The sequence below is a fragment of the Thermofilum pendens Hrk 5 genome, assembly GCF_000015225.1.
In the GTDB taxonomy this organism is placed as follows: Archaea; Thermoproteota; Thermoprotei; order Thermofilales; family Thermofilaceae; genus Thermofilum; species Thermofilum pendens.
In genome coordinates, this window is sequence record NC_008698.1 from 1,155,055 (window position 1) to 1,173,656 (window position 18,602).

The following is an 18,602-nucleotide window of genomic DNA, read 5'->3' on the forward strand; positions in this document are numbered from 1 at the left end:
TCTCGGGCGTAAAGCTTTAAGCTTTGTTGAACAGTTTACCTTGACCGGGTATGAAGGAGAAGTTGTTGCTGGTCTTGAGCCTCGCCAGCGTTGCTCTCATCTTCTCGTTGCTACTGCAGGCACTGGTCCCCGTTTCCGGCTTCTACGGCCCCGTGGGTGCTTGGTGGGCGCTGGACTTCATCGGCTACGCGCTTGCGATGGCTGTGCTCGTAACGGCTCCGTCCCTCTTCGGCAAGTACCTCACCCCGACACCCTCAAACCTAGGGGTGTTGAGGTCCTCGATGATCGCCACGATGGCCGGCGTGCTGGGCGGGTTTGGGCTCGTAGCTTTGGGGGTTTCGAGCCTGCTTGGCGCGGAGCTCACAGGCCAGCTTCTCTCCCTGGCTATAGTCTTCGCTCTCGTGCCCTCGCTCTTCTCCTGGCTCTTCTCCCCCCTACTCATAAACGTCATGTACGGGTGCAAGCCGGACCCAGTGCTCCAGGACATAGTCAACAGGGTCGCGCAGAGGGCCGGGATGAAGCCGCCGAAAGCTGTTATCGCCACCCGTATGCGCGAGCCTAACGCCTTCGCCTATTCCTCCCCGCTGTTCGGGAGCTACGTCGCCGTCACGGAGGGCATGATGCGGCTCGCCAAGGGCGAGGAGCTGGAGGCGGTCATAGGGCACGAGCTGGGCCACCACAAGCACAAGGACAACACCGTGATGCTGATCTTCGGGCTAATACCCTCCGTCGTGTACTTCCTAGGGCGCTTCCTGGCGTACATGGGCTTCTTCTCGTCCGGGGCCAGGTACGACGGCGACGGGGAGAGGAGAGGGGGAGGCGGGGGCTTCCTCCTGGTGCTCGTCGGGATAGCCCTCATGGCTGTAAGCGTGATCATACAGCTGGCCGTGCTTGCCCTCTCGAGACTGAGGGAGCACTACGCCGACGTCCACGGCGCCATGGTGACATCCCCCGACGCCATGATATCGGCGCTAGCGTCCCTCGACTCATACTACGGTAGCCGAGAGGTGGCGAAGAGGAGGGTCGAGGACAGCAAGCTCAAGATGTTCTTCATCTACGCGCTCGCAGAGCCGCTGGTAAGCCTCGAAGAGCTGCTCGCAACTCATCCGCCGATAGAGAAGAGGATAGCCTTCCTCGAGGCGCTCAAGCGCACCTCTCTCCGCGCTTAAACACGAAATAAGAATAAATACTATTTTCCGCATTTTTTATCGCGCGGAGAAAGCTGAAACCGCGGGCCTCCCGCGTTTACAAACCAGGGGGAAAAGAAAAAAGGAAAGTTTTTACGCTAGCCCGTGCTCCCTAAGCACTTCGACGCCTTCTCTCAGCTTGCGCGCCAACTTCTCGTCTTCCTTGACCTGTGGGGCGCCCCTCACGGAGGCTAGGAATTCCTCTATTGCGTCCAAAGCATCTATAAGCCTAGCCTCGTAGAGCCCGTCGCGCCTAAGAGTACTTGCCAGGAGCCGCGAAAGCGCGCCGATAGCCCGCACGGTAACCCCTCGAGCACGCCCTCGCGAGGCGCCCCGTCCACCATTTAAGGAAAGGTTAAGTATTGTTGGAGAAAAAATGAAGGAGGATGAGGCTGTGGCGGCTGGGGAGGCAGGAGCCGAGTTCGACGAGGAGTTCGTCCGCGGGAAGCTCAGAGAGCTCCTGAGGAAGGCGCTTTTCCACCGATATAACTACAGGGGTCTCGAGGCTACACATAACAAGGTTATGTGGGAGCTAATTAACATCAAAGCTAATTATGCGCGATACGGCGAAGCCTACGTAGAGCTTGTCAACAAGTTTGAGGTTGGCAAGGAGAAAGCCTTCAGGATCGCGCGGAAGGTGGCGAAGGAGGCTTTAGAACGCATAGACGAGCTCGAAATCAAGAGGACGGGGAAGACAACGTGGCAGGTGAAACTTCCAGGAGAGAGATGGAGGGTCTACATATACTTAAAGCCGAGTGGCAAGTGGTGCGTGGAGATTCGCTTGTACATCAAGGTCGCCAAGCTCAGACTTCCCGATATTCTGAAGCTTCCTCCCGAGTGGTTGCGCATAGCGCAGGAAGGCTGGGTTTTCGGAGACGCAACGTACCGCGCGCGTTACAGAGAAATCGCGATGACCACTTCGCAGGCGTGGCAGGTAGCCTCTTTCCCCGGTTTCTGGCCGGGGAAGGAGGTCGAAGTGCATATTAAAAGCATAGCGATCCATGAGAAGAGACATGTCAGCATTATGTGGACCGTCAAAGTAAAGGGTGTCTGCAACGTTCCTAGGGTGTGGAGCTTTCCCAAAGTGGTGAAACAGAGGATAATCGTGGACGAAATAGAGAAGGCGAACGAAGGAGAAATAGATGAGCAAAGGGCGCTAAAGCTTGCACTGCTATACGCGGCCGATGGTGAGTATCCAGGATCAAACTCGGCTAGACGTGTACTGGAATTCGCGGTTGGCCGAAGATCCCGCTGGATTAGAACAGAGCAGTCCGTCAGGCTGGCAAAGTTGCTCCTCGAAAAGGCTCCACAGGTAGTAGCCTTCCTGTGCGCTTCAGGGTGTAGGAAGGCACAATACCTGGCGCGCCTCGCACTCGTTGAATCGCGAAAGCCACGCGCGGCGCGCCAGCAACACGGCTTCTATGCGCCCATTGCAGGAGCAATGCTGAACCTCGTGATAGTGACCACCGGAGACGAGTACGCCTACATCTACGCCAGGATGCCCGTTAGTAACGCGCCTCAAGGCTGGTACGAGAGAGCAGTAGAAGAGGGGTGGACTGTGAATGTTGTCAGGAACGCCGGTACGCTCTACTACGAGGTTCCCCAGGACTCTCTTTTCGAGCACGCGAGCGAGGATCCGGAGCTCTGGGAGGCGCTATACAGCTTCGCCCTTGCAAAGGCACAGGCTAAGCCAGCCGCGAAGAAGCTAGTCGAAAAACTGCTAAGAATTAAACCAGCCAGGGCACAAGAATAAAGGGTAAAACCACCAGGGAAAGGTGCCTCGGCTCTCTCCTCCGTTACGAGCATAACTAGTTGTAGTATCGCACGAAATATACATATAAAAGGAAGGCCCACATCTTTTACTACGTTGGTGCAGAGCGCGTGCGGGAAGTTAGGCTCTACCTCTCCAGGGACAAGCTCTCCTGGCTTATGTACTCCTCGTTCTTCTTATCGTTGCTTCTCGTCAAGCCCTCCAGGAGACCCCTACTCGCGGTCCACTACGTCCACGTAGACTCCCCGTCTCTCTACGGGCTCTACTACAGGTTCCTGAGGGAGGAGGGTCTCCGGGACGCGGACGAGGCTGTGTTCAGGGGCGTCAAAGCCTTGCCCTGCGTCGTGGTCGACGACCAGGTAGTCATCGAGGGGAGGTACGTCTTCGCGAGAGGAGCTCTAAGGTTGCTCAAGTGGTACCCCTTTATAGACGTTCTCGCGTTCGCCGCGTCCTCCGCCCTCCTCGTGGCAACGGTGCTTGGCTCAACGTACGCGGCGGTCCGCCTCTTCCCCGGGGCTCCGGGAGGGCTCTTGGCGGTCCTCGCGCTCCTAGCGGCTTCCGTAGCGTTCGCCGTGGCTTTCTACAACGTGTACGTAGCGGCTCTGAGGGGGCTTGTAAGGGTATTCCTGGGAGCTCTCAGCGTGGACCCCGGAAGGGTAGGCGTGCCCCTAGACTTCGAGAAGCCGCGGGGGTGCGGAGACGTGCTCGCAGTAGAGGCGAGGGCGCTCGGACTTTCGGCTAACGCTTTCGACGCGGTCGACAAGGCTAGGACTAGCATACTGCTGGGTAGGCACGACTGGCTCAGGTGCTTCCTCGCCGCGGTCGACATCGCGCTGGGACGGGTTAAAGGCCCCGAGGAGCTCCGGAGGGAGCTCGAGCACTCCCATGAGCTTGCACGCTCCCTCAAGGCCTCCTTAGAGAAGAAGGTCTCGAGCATCGGCGGGTGGGTCTGCCCGTCCTGCGGCGCGCTGAACCCTCCTGGCAACGCTACTTGCAGGGCCTGCGGGTCGACGAGGCCTATCGCTGGGCTCGAGGGGCTGGGGCCCGTGCACGTGGATATCCTGAGGATCCTCTACTCCATGGGCGGAGAGGCGACGCACGGCGCGCTACTGTCTCGCCTGGGCTACGAGAAGCCCCAGGTCGTAGACGCTTTGAGGGCTCTCTTCGCCCGCAAGCTCATATCGCCCGCGCTTATGCAGTACGAGGGGAGGCCCGTGCTGGGCTACCGCCTGACAGGCGAGGGGGCGAAGGTGGCCTCCGTGCTGGCGCGGGAGGCTTCCGCTCGCAGAGCGCTCTAACGAAACGTCTTAAGACTCCTTCTAACGTAAGCTTAAAATTCTTCCAGAGGGTATTCCTGAGGCTATGAGTAGAGGGGTAGCGGTAAAGATATCCAACTTCGTCAAGAAGTTCGGGGATACCGTAGCAGTAGACGGGCTGAACCTCGACATATACGAGGGGGAGATATTCGGGCTTCTAGGCCCCAACGGCTCCGGGAAGACCACGACCCTCCTAACCATAGCCACCGTGTACAAGCCTACCTCCGGCGACATCTACGTCCACGGATACTCCGTGTCGAGGCAGGGGGACATCGTGAGGAAGTACGTGGGGATAGCCTTCCAGGAGCCTAAGGCTCTCTGGGTGGACACGCCGTACGAGCTCCTGCTGTGGCACGCAAGGGTCGTCGGGTACTCTTCCTCGGAGGCGCGGGCAGTCGTGAAGGAGGTTATGGAGCAGCTTAACCTGTGGGAGCACAGGAAGAAGCAGTTCTACCAGCTGAGCGGGGGTACGAGGAAGAAGCTCGAGATAGCGAAGGTGTTGATACAGAGGCCGAAGGTGGCGATATTCGACGAGCCGACCGCGCAGGTAGACGTCCTCACGAAGCACGCGCTTTGGGACATTATAAGGGGTCTCCGCGATGAGGGAACCACGGTTATCGTAGCTACGAACGATATGTTCGAGGCGGAGAGGATCTGCGAGAGGCTGGGCATAATATACAAGGGGAAGCTACGCGCGCTGGGCACCGTGAGCGAGCTCAAGGACATGGTCCCGGCCGGCGACGTCATTGAGATTTCCTTCGAGGGGCCCGAGGAAAACGTGAGGAAGCTCCTCTCGGAGCTGGAGGGCGTGAGCAACTACACGGTGACTGACCACAGCCTGAGGATCCACCTGAACAGGGGGGAGGAGAGGGCGGCCGAAATCGTGGAGCTCCTGGCGTCCTCCGGCGTGAAGGTTAGGAAGCTGATGGTTCACGAGCCTACGCTCGACGACGTATTCTTCTACTTCACCGGGGCGAGGCTGAGGGAGGAGCATGGAGCTACTTAAAGACCTCCGGGCAATGTACATGCTCGTCCTCTGGGACTTGTCGCAGATGAAGCGGAGGACGGTATTCGTGGTCATGCGCGTAGCCTGGTTCGCCCTGCAGGTAACGGTCTTCGGGCTGGCGATGAACGCGATCGTGAGGTTCAGGGGCGTGGTGGCGCAGGGGATCGACTACTACCACTTCTACCTCTTCGGGGTCTACGCCTCCATGCTCTTCTCGATAAGCGTCTCCAAGGCGTACGACGTGGCGGAGGAGTTCGAGGAGGGCATGATCGAGTACCTGCTGAGCCTGCCGATGAAGAGGAAGATCCTATCCCTCGGGAGGTCCATAGGCGGGGGCCTCTCGGCGTTCCTGTTCACCCTGCCGATGTACGCCGTGGTGGTGCTACTCCTCGGCGTGTACGACCCGGTAGCCGTGCTACTATCGTTGCTCTCGGCGCTAGTTTTCGCTGTCGGAGTGACGGGCTTCGTTATAAGCGTGGTGCTCAGCTTGAAGTCGAGCGACTACACGGACATATTCTTCGGGGTGCTGGACGCCCTGATAATACGTCTAAGCACGGTCTTCTACCCAGCGGTCGTCGTGGCGAAGATAGCGCCGTACTACTACGCGGCGCTGGTGAACCCCGTCTCCCACTTCGTAGACCTGCTGAGGACTTTCTTCTTCTTCGAGGAGTTCAAGCACCTCTCGGTGTCGTCCCCCTACCTGATGGCTTCCTACATACTCGGCTTCGCCGCGGGGGTTTCGAGCGCCGCGATATACATCGTCGAGAAGAGGGTCGAGGGGGGTGGGTGGAAGTGAGGCTCGACGGGATCCGGGGAGGGTTGCTGATAGCGCTCCGCGACCTCGACCGCTTCTGGAAGTACAAGTTCTGGCTGGGGGCGCAGGTAGCTATGAACCTGGCGGACATACTGATCTTCGCCGTGATATTCAACAACATAGTGAACAGGCAGTACATACCCGACTACGTGAAGTTCCTCGCTACGGGCGTCCTCGCGCTCTCGACGTTCGCCTCCGCGTTCTCGATAGGGAGAGAGGTCGGGATCGAGATAAGGAGGGAGTTCACCCACTACCTCCTCTCCATCCCGGTCTCCAGGGAGGCGCTAGTCTTCGGGCGGATACTCAGCGGGACTCTCAGGGGGCTGATATACCAGGCTTCCTTCATAGTCCTCGCGGCGCTAATCGTCGGGACCCCCACGGCGCTCGGGGCGGTCCTCGTCCTGTCAACCTCGGCTATGCTCTCGGCGTCTATGTCTAGCCTCGCGATAGCGATATCCACCTCTACGCGTGACTTCAACCTCCAGGCGACGTTCAGGTCCCTCACCTACTACGTGCTCTTCTTCTTCTCGAACGTCTTCTACCCGGAGGAGATCCTCAAGCAACGCTTCCCCGGCGCTGTCGTATTCCTCATAAAGCTGTCGCCCGTCTCCCTAGCCGCGGACGTGTACAGGTGGGCGTTCGGGTACAACACGTCTATAAACGTGTTCCACGAGTACGCCTTGCTCCTCGCCTGGACGCTGGTAACGCTCGTGCTGGCGTCGGCGCTCTACCTGAGAAACCTTACGAGGATGTAGCGCCCTGGCGCGTTACCGATAAATATAATTCACGAAGTGTGAGGGGTGGTCTGCATGGTTACCGTTAAGACTGGGAGGGGGTTCGCCTACCCCGAGTACGAGCCGGTGTGGCCCCCCGAGCCACCCTTCGAGCTTCTCGAGGTGAGGGCGGAGGTCGACGTCGACTTCGAGTCGAGGACTCTGAGAGGGGTCTGCGTTAACAGGCTAAAGGTTACCGCGCCTGCAGAGAGGGTAGTGTTCCACGCGGTGGACATGAAGATTGAAGAGGTCCTGGTGAACGGCCGGAAGGCCGCCTACACCTACGACGGCAGGGAGCTATCCGTCGGCGTTGAGGGAGTCGGCGCGGGCGGAGAGGTAGAAGTCTACGTGAGGTACGCGACCGTGGAGCCCAAGGCTGGAGCATGGTTCGTGCCTGTCGACGGGGGCAAGCCTTACATGGTGTACACGCAGGGGCAACCCGAGGACACGAGGTACTGGCTCCCCACGTACGACTACCCTAACAGGAAGGCCAAGGTTTCCCTGGCGGTCACCGTGCCCAAGGGGATAGTCGTCGTCGCCAACGGGGTCCTGGTGGGCCGAGAGGAGCTCGGGGACAAGGAGAGGTGGAGCTTCAGGCTGGACTCGAGGATCCCGACCTACCTCATCGCGTTCGCGGCTGGAGACTTTTCGGTGGTAGAGGAGGAGTACGGCGGGGTGAAGCTTCAGTACGTCGTGCCGAGGGGGAGGGAGGGGGATATCCCGAGGAGCTTCTCGCAGACGAAGGAGATGGTAAGGTTCTTCGAGGAGTTCACGGGGGTGAAGTACCCCTACCCCAAGTACGCGCAGGTGTGCGTCGACGAGTTCGTCGCGGGAGGGATGGAGAACGCCTCCGTGACAATACTGACTAGCGCGACCCTGCACGACGAGAAGGCCCACGCCGACTTCAGGAGCGAGCCCCTGGTATCGCACGAGCTCGCCCACCAGTGGTTCGGGGATCTGGTGACGTGCAGGGACTGGTCCCACCTCTGGCTCAACGAGAGCTTCGCGACGCTTATGGAGGCGCTGTGGAGGAGGCGGGAGCTCGGCGAGGAGGAGTTCGTGTACGACCTCATAGGGATGCTGGACTCTTACCTCTCGGAGTACGGGAAGTACGCGAGGCCCATAGTGACGCGGCTCTACAAGTACCCCGACGAGGTCTTCGACGCACACAGCTACCCGAAGGGGGCGCTCGTCCTCTGGACGCTCATGAACATAGTCGGAGAGGAGGCGTTCCGGAGGGGGGTTAAGAAGTACCTCGAGTCGAGGAGGGAGGACAACGCAGTCACGGACGACCTGAGGAGGGCTCTCGAGGAAGCCTCGGGGGCTAGGCTGGACTGGTTCTTCGAGCAGTACGTGTTCAACGCCGGGCACCCGGCACTTTCCGTGTCCTACAAGTGGGTCGAGAAGGAGGGAGTCCTGGAGCTGAGGGTCTCCCAGACCCAGGGGGACGACTCGCTCCCGAGGTACAGGGTTCCCTTGGAGGTCGAGTTCCTGGGCGAGGGGTTCCGCGAGAGGCGCACAGTGTGGGTCGAGGAGAGGCAGTCCGTCTTCTCGTTCAGGTTGCCTTCCAAGCCCACCGCCGTCTGCGTAGACCCCTCCTTCAAGGCCTTCAAGGCCCTTAGCCTCGACCTCGGCGTGGAGGAGCTACTATCGATAGTGAAGCACTGCCCCTACCTCTACCCGAGGGTCGCCGCCGTCAGGGAGCTAGCCAAGAAGGCCTCGCCCACGGCTGTAGAGGAGCTGAAGGGCCTGTTGCTGTCCGAGGACGAGTTCTGGGGGCTTAGGAGCGAGGTCGCCTCGGCAATCGGGAGCATAGGCGGGCAGGCGGCGCTCAACGCCCTACTCGAAGCGCTCGACAAGGTCAGGCACCCGAAGGTTAGGAGGGCTATCGTCAGGGCCCTGGGAGGCTACAGGGAGAAGGCCGTCGCGGAGAGGCTATCGAAGGTGCTGAAAGACGAGTCCGAGAGCTACTACGTAAGGGCGGAGGCCGCCCTCTCAATAGCGAAGACGGGCTTCCGCGAGTACTCCGACGCCTTGAAGGAGGCCTTGAACGTTCCCTCCCACAACCACGTGATAGCTGCCTCCGCGCTGGAGGCGCTCGCAATGCTCCTAGGCGACGAAGTTCTCGACCTGCTGGAGAAGTACGCGTCCCCCTCGACGCCTATGCCCCTCAGGAGGGCGGCTATAGCGTCCCTGGGCTACCTCCCGCCCAGCCAGAGGGTCCTCTCGCTACTGGAGTACTCCTCCAGGAGCAGGCACCCGCACGTGAAGCTCTCAGTGATATCCGCCTGTACGCGGCTACTCTCCCCGAGGGTGCTCCCGATACTCGAGCGGCTACAGGGGGACACCTCCGGGAGGGTCGCGAGGAGCGCGAGGGACGCGGCGGAGCAAATAAAGAAGCACATGGAGAGGGGCGAGGAGTACAGGAAGCTCAAGGAGGAGCTCGACAAGCTGAGGGAAGAGGAGAGAAGGCTGAGCGAGCGGGTCGAGAGGCTCGAGAAGAGGTAGAAGATGATGACATTTATTAAGCAGAGGGCGGCTTTATGCAATGCGTAGGGGGTTAACGCTATGAGCAAGGACCAGCTGGTCGGGTGGGCTTTAGCGCTCATCTCGGTGGTCGTGATCCTGCTGTACGGGTGGCTCGTCTTCTTCACTTCCTGGGACGTCCTCGTACTAAAGCTCACGGGCTTCGCCGCGGTGGCCGGGGTATTCGGGATACTCGCCTGGATAGGCTATACCCTTGCCACTACTCCTCCTCCTAAGCCGATAGAGGAGATAGAGAAGGAGATAGAGGAGGAGCTGAAGAGGCTCGAACAAGAGTCGCAACAGGCACAGCAAGGGGCGCAGTAGCCGCACGTACAATTTCCTCTTAAAAATACTTATATCTCGGCGCCTAGACATTTATCGTTGCAGGCGACGAAGGTATGCCGGAAGAGTTTGAACCTTACGGCGAATTTGTGGTCAAGAGCTACCTGCCGGATCCCGATAAAGACGTCATTGTCACATTTAGGGTTACTCCGAGCGAGGGCTTCACAATAGAGGACGCAGCGGGAGGCGTAGCCGCGGAGAGCAGCGTCGGCACGTGGACTACCCTGTACCAGTGGTACGATAAGAGCAGGATCGACAGGCTCAAGGGGAAGGCTTACTACATGGAGAGCCTGGGCGACGGGTCATACATCCTCCGGGTCGCGTACCCCGTCGAGCTGTTCGAAGAGGGGAACATGCCGGCCTTCCTGGCGTCCGTTGCCGGCAACATTTTCGGCATGAGGAGGGTCCGCTCCCTGAGGGTTGAGGACATATACTTGCCCGAAGCCTTCCTGAAGCACTTCAAGGGCCCCTCGCAGGGCGTCGAGGGTGTACGCGGGAAGCTGAAGATCTGGGGGAGGCCCATAATAGGCACCGTGCCGAAGCCGAAGGTCGGGTACTCCCCCGAGGAGGTCGAGAAGCTGGCCTACGAGATACTGGTCGGGGGCATGGACTTCGTGAAGGACGACGAGAACCTGGCGGGCCCGAGCTACTGCAGGTTCGAGGAGAGGGCTAAGGCGATAATGAAGGCGATAGACAGGGCCGAAAAGGAGACGGGCGAGAGGAAGGCCTGGCTCGCCAACATAACGGCGGACGTCAGGGAGATGGAGCGCAGGCTTAAGCTTGTAGCGGAGCTCGGCAACACGCACGTCATGGTCGACGTGGTGATAGCGGGCTGGTCCTCCCTGACGTACGTAAGGGATCTAGCCGCGGACTACAAGCTGGCGATACACGGGCACAGGGCTTTCCACGCCGCCTTCACCCGGAACCCCTACCACGGTGTATCGATGTTCACCCTCGCGAAGCTGTACAGGATAATCGGCGTCGACCAGCTACACGTAGGGACACCGGAGGTCGGCAAGCTGGAGGCGAAAGCCGTAGACGTGATCAGGATGGCGCGCCTACTCAGGGAGCAGACGTACAAGCCAGACATTGAGGACGGGCTCCACATGCAGCAACCATTCCCCGGGATAAAGCCGGCTTTCCCCGTCTCCAGCGGAGGCCTCCACCCGGGCACGCTACCCGCTGTCATCAAGGCTATGGGCGTAGACACCGTCATCCAGGTTGGAGGGGGCGTTGTAGGGCACCCCGACGGACCGAGGGCGGGCGCCGCCGCGGCTAGGCAGGCTGTAGAAGCGTACCTCGAGGGAGTCCCGCTACAGGAGTACGCGAAGACGCACAGAGAGCTTGCAAGAGCCCTCGAGAAATGGGGGCAAGTGATACCCGTCTAGGCGCGGACGACGCTTTCCCGCCGCCTCTCTAGGGCTTGCTTTTCTTCGAAGAGTTGCTTGATCTCCTCGTCAATCCTCGACGCTCTACGCTCAACGTAGGATATGAAGGCCTCGAGGAAGAACCTTAAAGGCGCCATGTGCGCCCCCTTGAGGTAGAACTTGCCCATTATCTCCCGGGCCCAGTAGAGGTCGTGCCTCAAGCAAGCCTTCATGACCTCTACGTGCTCCCTGGTTATCATCTCCCTCCTGAACTTCTCCATGTTCTTCAGCTTCCCCATGGGGACGAAGAGCATGGGCACTATGAGGCTCCTGTAGGGCTTCAAGTCGTCGACGAGCTCCGCGGTCTTGACGACGTCGTCCGGGGTCTCGCCGGGTAGCCCGAGTATAAGCGTAGCCGCTGGGACAACCCTGTTGTCGTGCATTATCGCGAAGGCGTCCTTCACGACCTCCACCCACTCCTCCGCCCTGTAGGGTAGCGCCTTCGCCGGCATGACCTCCCTCGCCAATCTCGCGCTACCCGTCTCTATCCCGACCTCCACCCCAAGTATCTCCTGCCTCTCGCTCAGCATCTCCATTAATCGCGATACCAGCCTGTAGTTATCCTCGGCGTACTTCACGGCGGATAGGCTTGCGTGGGACCACGCGACGCTGCCGGGTGCCTCTTTGAGCACCTCGGCGTGGAGCTTTAGGACGGGCTCGGGCCTCGGCTTTACGCCGTCGGCGCCGTAGAGCAGGACGTCCTCGCTGTGTAGCAGGACGTTCCTCAGCCCAGCCCTCACGTTGACCCTGACCTCCGCCACAACCTTCTCTATGGGCATGAACCTCAGGGGTCTCAGCGTCACGGAGCAGAACCTGCAGCCCCTGGGGCAACCCCTCATTATCTCTACCAGCCCGTTGACGCTGGCGCCCCTGATCACCGGTATCTCCTCTATGCTTGGAGCGTCGCGGGGGCTCACGTAGACGTACTCTGGGAGCGGCTCCCCCCTGTAAACCTTCTCGACTAGGTCCACGACGACCCCCTCACCCTCCCCGTCGACGACGGTGTCCACGCCCCACTTCTTCCAGCTCTCCAGCTCCCAGAGCCACTGCCACGCCGCGGGCCCCCCGGCGATTATCTTCACGCCTTTCTCCTTCGCCTTGCGCACAGCGGGGGACTCCATGAGCCTCCTGAAGCTCCTCCTGTTAACAGGCTCCCTGCCCGTGATAACCCACCACTCGCTGCTCGGCGGGCCGTAAGCAAAGTAGTCGTGGTGCCCCACTAGGAGCACCTTCATAGTGTCCAAGTGCTTGTCCAAGTGGTCTGGGTCGACGATGGCGGCGTTGAAGCCAGCCTCCTGGAGCTTCGCCTCTATCTTCCTGAGCCCGTAGGGCGCTACGCGCGGCCTGCCGAGCCTGTCGACCTTGGGCTTCGGGCAGCACGCCCACATCCAGAGCCTCTCCGGGACCCCTATAGCGGGCCCAGTGGCCATGAAGCCTATGAACTCCTTGCCGTGGTGGTCCGTTATCATTGTCCTATCGGACGTTATAACTACCTCGAAAACCACCGACGTCACCCCTCAACGCACGGCGAACTCTCCACGCCGCCCGCCCCGACTTTCAGCTCTACGCAGTCCCCGAGAGGCCCCCTCCACTCCTCCGCAGGGTAAACCTCGACGCCCACGGCTATGTTGTTGCTCAGAAAGTCCTTGAGAACCTCCATGTGGAGCGGCGCCTCTCCTCCCTTCACGAGGATCCTCACCCTCCCCGCCCTCTTCCCGCGTATAGCGCGGAAAAGCGCGCTCGAAAGGCTCTTGGCATCCACGCCGTTCGACGCGTCTACCACAACTGTGAGGTCCACGCGCCACCACCTTTTCGTAAATTCTGGAAATCAACGCCTTTAAGAAAAGAAACACTTATATAGATTCCTTCCCTGCGTGAAAGTAAACGCTTATATACTTTTCCTCGGGTAGAGGGGGTCGTGGGTATGAAGGAGGTGGAAAGGTTCTACCTGGTGTTGCACCCGAGGCCTGCGTACATAATCGGGAGCGGGAGGGTGGGCGAGAAGGCGAACTTCATGGCGGCTTCCTGGGTGACCCCCGTAGCCGAGGAGCCGCCCCTCGTCGGAGTTGCGATCGACGTGGAGAGCTTGACGCACGAGCTGATAGAGAGGTACGGGGAGTTCACCGTGAACGTGGTTCCTACGAGCATGCTGGACAAGCTCTACTACGCCGGTAGCAGGAGCGGTAGGGACGAGGACAAGGCTTCCTCCATTCCGCACAGGAAGGGGGAGAAGGTGTCGGCGCCCGTAGTCGAAGGCGCCGTGGGGGTCGTCGAGTGCGTGGTTCACGGGAAGCTTAGAGCGGAGGACGTGACGTTCTTCGCGGGGAGGGTCGTGTACGCGGCTGTCGACGAGCGCTTCTTCAACGAGAGGAGCGGCTGGCTCTTCAAGGAGATAGACCTCCCACTGCACAACTGGGGTAGGGGCTTCTACGGGGTGGGGCGCTTCTACAAGGCTTAGGCCGTGGGCGCTACCCCGGTTTCCCTGAGCACCTTCCAGGCGAGCCCCTCGTTGAGCTCGACTACGTCGAGGATCGTGAACCTCTTTCTCAGCTCCCTGGCCTTGAGGAGGGCGCGGACCGCGTCCTCCCCGGTTACCCCGAGCCCCTCCACGGTCGTCGGCGCCCCGACCTTCGCGAGGGCGTCCCGGATAACCCTCCAGTTGAACCCGTGGAGGTACGACGCTATGATCGCGCCCACGCCTACCTGCTCCCCGTGGAGGCTCTTCTTCCACGGCACATACTTGTCCAGGGAGTGGCTGAAGAGGTGCTCCGAGCCGCTACAGGGCCTCGAGCTACCGGCCACCGCCATGGCCATGCCTGCGAGTAGCCCGGCCTGCGCCAGGACGCCTACACCCCTCTCAGTCCACGAAGCTATCTCGTCCACCTCGTCCAGGACCATCCTGGCCGCCGTCTCCGCCATCCTGAGGGCTACCTCCGGGACCTCCTCACCTGTAAGCCTCTGGGCAAGCCTGGCGTCCGCGACGCTGGTAACCTTTCCGACTATGTCCCCGACCCCGCTCGCGAGGAGCCTCCTCGGAGCCCTCGACACGACCGCCAGGTCCACGAGCACGGCGGCGGGCGGCCTCGTGAATATAGACAGGGGGTTCCCCTCCGGGTCCTTGAGCGCCACTATGGGCGAGGCGAAGCCGTCGTGGCTTATCGCCGTGGGCACGCTCACGAAGGGGAGCCCCTCCATGAACGCCGCGTACTTCGCGACGTCGACGGGCCGCCCGCCCCCCAGCCCAGCCACGGCGCAAGCCTCCACCCTCCTAGCCGCCGAGCGCGCTCTCTCAACGTTCGAGTTATCCGCCGCCTCGATATATACGACCTCGTAGGCCAGCCCCCTTAAAGCACCCTCGACGACGCTCCCCACAACGCTCCAAACACCACTATCCGTTACGACTACGGTCTTCGAGCATCCAAGCTCGCGTAGAACCTCGGGTAGAAACTGCAAGGCTCCCCTCTCGACTACAACCCTCTTCGGGAGCTCAGCCCTCAAAGCCCATCGAACCCTTCTCTCCACACCTGATAAAAAGCCTTTTCGCAGGCTCGGGAAGCATGTTCAGAGCGGGTGAGTAGCAGTTTTAATAATCCGTCGCGCGTACTCGGCGACGTGGTTAGAGTAGCCTTACACCAGCTCGCGGTTTCCGGGGAGAAGAGGGAGAACCTGGAGAAAGCGCTCAGGCTACTAGAGTTGGGCGACGCCTACTTGCACGTCTTCCCGGAGTACCTCATGGGCGTCGACCCGGGTGGGCCGACGAGGGACTACGTCTGGAGGGTCGCGGAGCCCATCGATGGCGAGTTCGCATCGAGGATAGTCGAGAAGACCGGGGAGCTCGGAGTAGCGGCTGTCTTCACCATGTTCCTGAGGGAGGGTCCCGGCGTGTACAACGCGGCGGTGCTAGCCGAGGAGGGCAAGGTTAAGGCGGTGTACAGGAAGATCCACCTTTTCGACGCCTACGGCTACAGGGAGTCCAGCGTCTTCTCCCCGGGCAGGGAGCCCGTAGTGGCGGACCTTAAGGGGCTCCGGCTCGGCATCGCGGTGTGCTTCGACCTCAGGTTCCCGGAGCTCTTCCGGTCGATGTTCCTCAGGGGGGCCGAAGTCTTCGTAGTGCCCTCCGCCTGGTACAGGGGCCCCTACAAGGTTGAGCAGTGGAAAGCCCTCACGGCCGCCAGGGCCCACGAGAACACCTCCTACCTCGTCGCGGTGAACCAGGTGGGCGAGAGCTTCACGGGGCACAGCCTAGTCGCTACGCCGCTCGGCCACCTGCTCGTAGACCTCGGCGAGGGGGAGAGGAGCATCGCCGTAGACCTGGACGAAGGGGAGCTCGCCTCGGCCAGGGAGAGGATACCGGTCAGGGACCTACTGAGGCTGGAGCTGTACAGGGAGTGGTACGCCGGCTTCAAGCGACCCGGAGAAGCCTCGGGATAACCCCGGGCACCTCCTCTAGCCTCCTGACAACCGCGATTCTCAGCGACTCGTCTACGAAGGCCTCGCCCCGCCCCCCGTCTACGAGCACGCCGGCAACCCCGGCCGCCAAGGCTCCCGCGAGGTCCTCCTGGGGGCTATCGCCCACGTGCACCACCCCCTCCCGCGGGGCCCCCGTGAGCCTGAGGAGCTCCGCGAAGAAGCCTGGGTCAGGCTTGAGCCGCCCCACCTCGTCGGCGTAGACCTGGACCCTGAAGAACCTGGAGAAGCCGGCCCTGTCGAGGAGAACCCTGGTCACGTAGCCCGGCCAGTAGATAACGTTGCTCGCAACAGCCAGCGAGTAGCCCTCCTCGTGTAACCGCTCAACGGTCTCCAGGCTCCCGGGGATGAGGAGATCCGAGACGGAGACCCTGTTCGCAGCCCTAGCGAATGCCAGGAAGACGTCGCCCTTCGTCAACCCGGCCCCGGAGGAGCCCAGCGCTACGGCGACAGAGCTTCCGATGACGTCGCCCGGGTCTATCGCTCCAAGCCTGCGAGCGCCCTTAACCTCCCTGTAGCCCTTCACAAGGAGATCGAGGGCCTCCCGAAAGCCGAGTATCCCGAGCTCCTCCATGGCCCGCGCCGCCGCCTCGTAGAACGGCTCTATCCTGAGCAAAGTCCCCCAAACGTCGAAAGAGACTAGGCGCATCGCCACCCCTAACGACGAGAGTACTTAAGTCTTTAACGTCGCATACACCTGCAGGAGGCTACGAAGTAGTCTTTGGAGACCCTGAGGTCCATGCAGGAGAGGTGCTTCGCCGCGACCTTGGCGAAGAGCCCGGGAGGCCAGCCCTCCCCCGAGCCGGGTATCATCAACCTGCTCGAAGGAGTAAGCCCCCCGATAACCAGGCGCCCCCCGGCCCCCAGAACCCTGCAGGCCTCCTTCAGGAAGCCCTCCAGCTCGTCCGCCCTCTCGATGCACGCGAAGCACAGCAAGAGCCCCACGGACCCCTCCCTGAACGGCAGGCGCAATGCCTCCGCGTAGACGGCCGCGGCGCCCTCTGGGAGGCCGCGCGGCGACCCGGAGGGCTCGATTACCACGTAGGCGTCGAGGCCTTCCGGGAGGCTTTCCAACGGGAGGACGCGGTACGCGGGGGGCGCCGGAAGAACTAGGGCTACGCGCGGCGTCGCGTCCCGGGCGGCTATCGAGGCGACGTCTGCGAGCACGTCTTTCAGTAGCATCAGCGTCTCTCTCCGAGCGCCGCCCAGGCTTTAAAGCGTTTCGCATGAGAAGGCTTAAATGGGGCGCCGTCTTACAGTGGTTCTCATGGGGTACCCGGAGGGGCTGCAGGTAGAGCCTACCAACGAGTGCAACCTGAGTTGCGTTATGTGCGTGAGGAGGACCTGGAGGGGCGGGGCTTTCGGCTTCATGGACCTCGGGCTTTACCGGAGGCTGGTGGACGAGGGCTCCGGGAAGCTGAGGAGGCTGGCTCTCTACGGGTTCGGGGAGCCCCTGCTTCACCCCGGCTTCCCGGAGATGGTTAGGTACGCTAGGGAGGTTCTCGGCGACTCGGCCTACATACTCACGGTTACCAACGGGACGCTTATGTCCCCGGCGAGGGCCGCGGAGGTCTTCGGGGCGGGGATAGACGAGGTTGCGTTCTCGGTGGACGCGCCTGAGCTGGACCTCCTCTCCAGGATAAGGGTGGGCGTTCAGTCGTACGACGTTTTGGGGAACCTTAGGTCGGCGGCGAGGCTTAAGGAAGACTACGGCGTGAGGCTGGGCGTCTCGCTGGTGCTCATGAAGTCTAACTACAGGAGGCTTCCGAGGGTAGCCGAGGCGGCGGGGGAGCTCGGGCTAGACTTCCTCGTCGTCTCGCACGTCGTACCGTACTCGCCGGGGATGGTCGGGGAAGCTGTTTACACGACGGCTAGCAGGTTCTCGGTGGAGTTCTACGAGAAGAGCGGGCAGGACCTGAGCGTGTTAGCGCGTGAAGCCATGCAGGACGAGTTCCTCCTGCACTACACCTACGCGTCGAGGGGTAAGAGGAAGCTGTACCTCCAGCTCGTAGACCGCCTGGCGTCGAGCGGCTACAGCGTCAACGCCGAGATAGCGAGGGACGCTTTGTCGAAGAAGAGCCTCTTCGAGGAGGTCCAGCTCTACCTGAAGGAAGCCGCTAGGATCGCAGAAGAGTACGGGGTCGAGGTGAAGCTCCCCTCGCTGTACGCCGACGCGAAGAGGAGGTCCTGCCCCTACATAGACTCCAACTACGCGGTGGTACTGTGGAACGGGGACGTAGTACCATGCATGGACCTCGCCTACACGCACCCCCTATACACGAACATGCACTACAAGCTGGTGAGGCGCGTGGTATTCGGGAACGCCTCCAGGGAGCCCCTCGGAGAGATATGGGAAAGCCCGAGGTACAGGGCGTTCCGAGAGGCCCGCAGGAAGCTCTCCGACAACGTGCCCTGGTGCGGAGACTGCCCCTTCGCTACCTCGAACTGCTGGTACGTATCGGCGAACGAGTTCGACTGCTACGGCAACGAGGTGGGCTGCAACGAGTGCCTGTACAGCGCGGGGCTAGCGCACTGCCTGGTCTAGGCGTACGAGCGAGTACTGGACTGTTATCACCCCGCTAACCCCGCGAAGGGCGGAGATCAGGTTCTTCAGCCTCCCACCCTCCCCCCGCACCCCTAGAACCTCCAGGCAGAGGTCCTCGCTGAGGTGCATGTGGAGCGACGCGGAGATCTCGGGGTAGTCGTGCTGGGCGTCTGTGACCCCGTAGACTGTCTCGCCCCGGGAGTGGTCGTAGAGGACTATTATCGCCCCGGCATAGCGCGCGCCGTCCTCCAGGCTCTGCGAGGCGTACGCCATTATGGCGTCCGAGACCAGCCTGGAGCGGTTACTTATCCTCGTCCTCTCCGCGAGCTCCTCGAGGGCTTTGTAGACCTCGTCGGGCACCGTGAGGCTAATACGCCTCATAGGTATTCTGGTGCGACGAAGGTAAATAAAGGCAGTGCTCGGGGCGC

The 18,602-nt window shown here is 61.3% G+C and carries 19 protein-coding genes; 12 read left to right on the forward strand and 7 right to left on the reverse strand.

Going from position 1 to position 18,602, the window contains the following annotated elements:
- Window positions 1-50: 50 nt before the first annotated feature.
- Window positions 51-1,169 (forward strand): zinc metalloprotease HtpX, encoded by a 1,119-nt coding sequence (locus TPEN_RS06255; protein WP_011752881.1) that lies wholly within the window; start codon window positions 51-53, stop codon window positions 1,167-1,169.
- Between the two features lie 111 nt (window positions 1,170-1,280).
- Here the strand turns inward: TPEN_RS06255 and TPEN_RS09865 are convergent, their stop codons facing one another.
- Window positions 1,281-1,487, reverse strand: a complete 207-nt coding sequence (locus TPEN_RS09865; RefSeq protein ID WP_011752882.1) for a hypothetical protein — start codon at window positions 1,485-1,487, stop codon at window positions 1,281-1,283.
- A gap of 76 nt (window positions 1,488-1,563) precedes the next feature.
- Here TPEN_RS09865 and TPEN_RS06260 point away from each other — a divergent pair, with 76 nt between their 5' ends.
- The 8 genes from TPEN_RS06260 to rbcL all read left to right on the forward strand — a co-directional run bounded on the left by TPEN_RS06260 (window position 1,564) and on the right by rbcL (window position 11,123).
- The gene (locus TPEN_RS06260; protein ID WP_011752883.1) at window positions 1,564-2,940 is read left to right on the forward strand and encodes a hypothetical protein; all 1,377 of its coding nucleotides are present in this window, start codon (window positions 1,564-1,566) and stop codon (window positions 2,938-2,940) included.
- Between the two features lie 128 nt (window positions 2,941-3,068).
- Window positions 3,069-4,256 (forward strand): zinc ribbon domain-containing protein, encoded by a 1,188-nt coding sequence (locus tag TPEN_RS06265; RefSeq protein WP_011752884.1) that lies wholly within the window; start codon window positions 3,069-3,071, stop codon window positions 4,254-4,256.
- Window positions 4,257-4,320: 64 nt separating this feature from the next.
- On the forward strand, window positions 4,321-5,280 hold the full coding sequence (locus TPEN_RS06270; protein WP_011752885.1) for an ATP-binding cassette domain-containing protein: 960 nt from the start codon (window positions 4,321-4,323) through the stop codon (window positions 5,278-5,280).
- A complete protein-coding gene (locus TPEN_RS06275; protein WP_148677989.1) occupies window positions 5,267-6,076 on the forward strand; it encodes an ABC transporter permease in 810 nt (269 codons plus the stop codon). The genes TPEN_RS06270 and TPEN_RS06275 overlap by 14 nt, the downstream gene beginning before the upstream one ends.
- Window positions 6,073-6,849 (forward strand): ABC transporter permease, encoded by a 777-nt coding sequence (locus TPEN_RS06280; RefSeq protein ID WP_245534149.1) that lies wholly within the window; start codon window positions 6,073-6,075, stop codon window positions 6,847-6,849. The genes TPEN_RS06275 and TPEN_RS06280 overlap by 4 nt, the downstream gene beginning before the upstream one ends.
- 54 nt (window positions 6,850-6,903) lie before the next feature.
- Complete coding sequence (locus tag TPEN_RS06285; RefSeq protein ID WP_011752888.1) at window positions 6,904-9,375, forward strand: M1 family aminopeptidase; 2,472 nt, start codon at window positions 6,904-6,906, stop codon at window positions 9,373-9,375.
- Window positions 9,376-9,435: 60 nt separating this feature from the next.
- Window positions 9,436-9,717, forward strand: a complete 282-nt coding sequence (locus TPEN_RS06290) for a transcriptional regulator (RefSeq protein ID WP_011752889.1) — start codon at window positions 9,436-9,438, stop codon at window positions 9,715-9,717.
- Window positions 9,718-9,791: 74 nt separating this feature from the next.
- Window positions 9,792-11,123 (forward strand): type III ribulose-bisphosphate carboxylase, encoded by a 1,332-nt coding sequence (gene rbcL, locus TPEN_RS06295; RefSeq protein ID WP_011752890.1) that lies wholly within the window; start codon window positions 9,792-9,794, stop codon window positions 11,121-11,123.
- Here rbcL and TPEN_RS06300 read toward each other — a convergent pair.
- Window positions 11,120-12,667: a B12-binding domain-containing radical SAM protein gene (locus TPEN_RS06300; protein ID WP_011752891.1), complete on the reverse strand. Its 1,548-nt coding sequence runs from the start codon at window positions 12,665-12,667 to the stop codon at window positions 11,120-11,122. The genes rbcL and TPEN_RS06300 overlap by 4 nt on opposite strands.
- A gap of 5 nt (window positions 12,668-12,672) precedes the next feature.
- Window positions 12,673-12,960: a hypothetical protein gene (locus TPEN_RS06305; protein WP_011752892.1), complete on the reverse strand. Its 288-nt coding sequence runs from the start codon at window positions 12,958-12,960 to the stop codon at window positions 12,673-12,675.
- Window positions 12,961-13,086: 126 nt separating this feature from the next.
- Here TPEN_RS06305 and TPEN_RS06310 point away from each other — a divergent pair, with 126 nt between their 5' ends.
- Window positions 13,087-13,620, forward strand: coding sequence for a flavin reductase family protein (locus TPEN_RS06310; protein ID WP_011752893.1), 534 nt, complete (start codon window positions 13,087-13,089; stop codon window positions 13,618-13,620).
- Here TPEN_RS06310 and TPEN_RS06315 read toward each other — a convergent pair.
- Window positions 13,617-14,684: an iron-containing alcohol dehydrogenase gene (locus TPEN_RS06315; RefSeq protein WP_187146315.1), complete on the reverse strand. Its 1,068-nt coding sequence runs from the start codon at window positions 14,682-14,684 to the stop codon at window positions 13,617-13,619. The genes TPEN_RS06310 and TPEN_RS06315 overlap by 4 nt on opposite strands.
- 48 nt (window positions 14,685-14,732) lie before the next feature.
- On the opposite strand from TPEN_RS06315, the gene TPEN_RS06320 reads away from it, so the two are divergent.
- Window positions 14,733-15,593: a carbon-nitrogen hydrolase family protein gene (locus tag TPEN_RS06320; protein ID WP_011752895.1), complete on the forward strand. Its 861-nt coding sequence runs from the start codon at window positions 14,733-14,735 to the stop codon at window positions 15,591-15,593.
- Here the strand turns inward: TPEN_RS06320 and TPEN_RS06325 are convergent.
- The gene (locus TPEN_RS06325; RefSeq protein ID WP_011752896.1) at window positions 15,565-16,278 is read right to left on the reverse strand and encodes an HAD family hydrolase; all 714 of its coding nucleotides are present in this window, start codon (window positions 16,276-16,278) and stop codon (window positions 15,565-15,567) included. The two genes, TPEN_RS06320 and TPEN_RS06325, sit on opposite strands and share 29 nt — an antisense overlap.
- A 32-nt stretch (window positions 16,279-16,310) precedes the next feature.
- On the reverse strand, window positions 16,311-16,811 hold the full coding sequence (locus tag TPEN_RS06330; RefSeq protein ID WP_011752897.1) for a methyltransferase domain-containing protein: 501 nt from the start codon (window positions 16,809-16,811) through the stop codon (window positions 16,311-16,313).
- 58 nt (window positions 16,812-16,869) lie between these two features.
- Between TPEN_RS06330 and TPEN_RS06335 the strand changes: the two genes are divergently transcribed.
- A complete protein-coding gene (locus TPEN_RS06335) occupies window positions 16,870-18,174 on the forward strand; it encodes an SPASM domain-containing protein (RefSeq protein ID WP_011752898.1) in 1,305 nt (434 codons plus the stop codon).
- On the opposite strand, the gene TPEN_RS06340 is transcribed toward TPEN_RS06335, so the two are convergent.
- Window positions 18,154-18,555: a CopG family ribbon-helix-helix protein gene (locus TPEN_RS06340; RefSeq protein WP_011752899.1), complete on the reverse strand. Its 402-nt coding sequence runs from the start codon at window positions 18,553-18,555 to the stop codon at window positions 18,154-18,156. The genes TPEN_RS06335 and TPEN_RS06340 overlap by 21 nt on opposite strands.
- Window positions 18,556-18,602 lie beyond the last annotated feature (47 nt).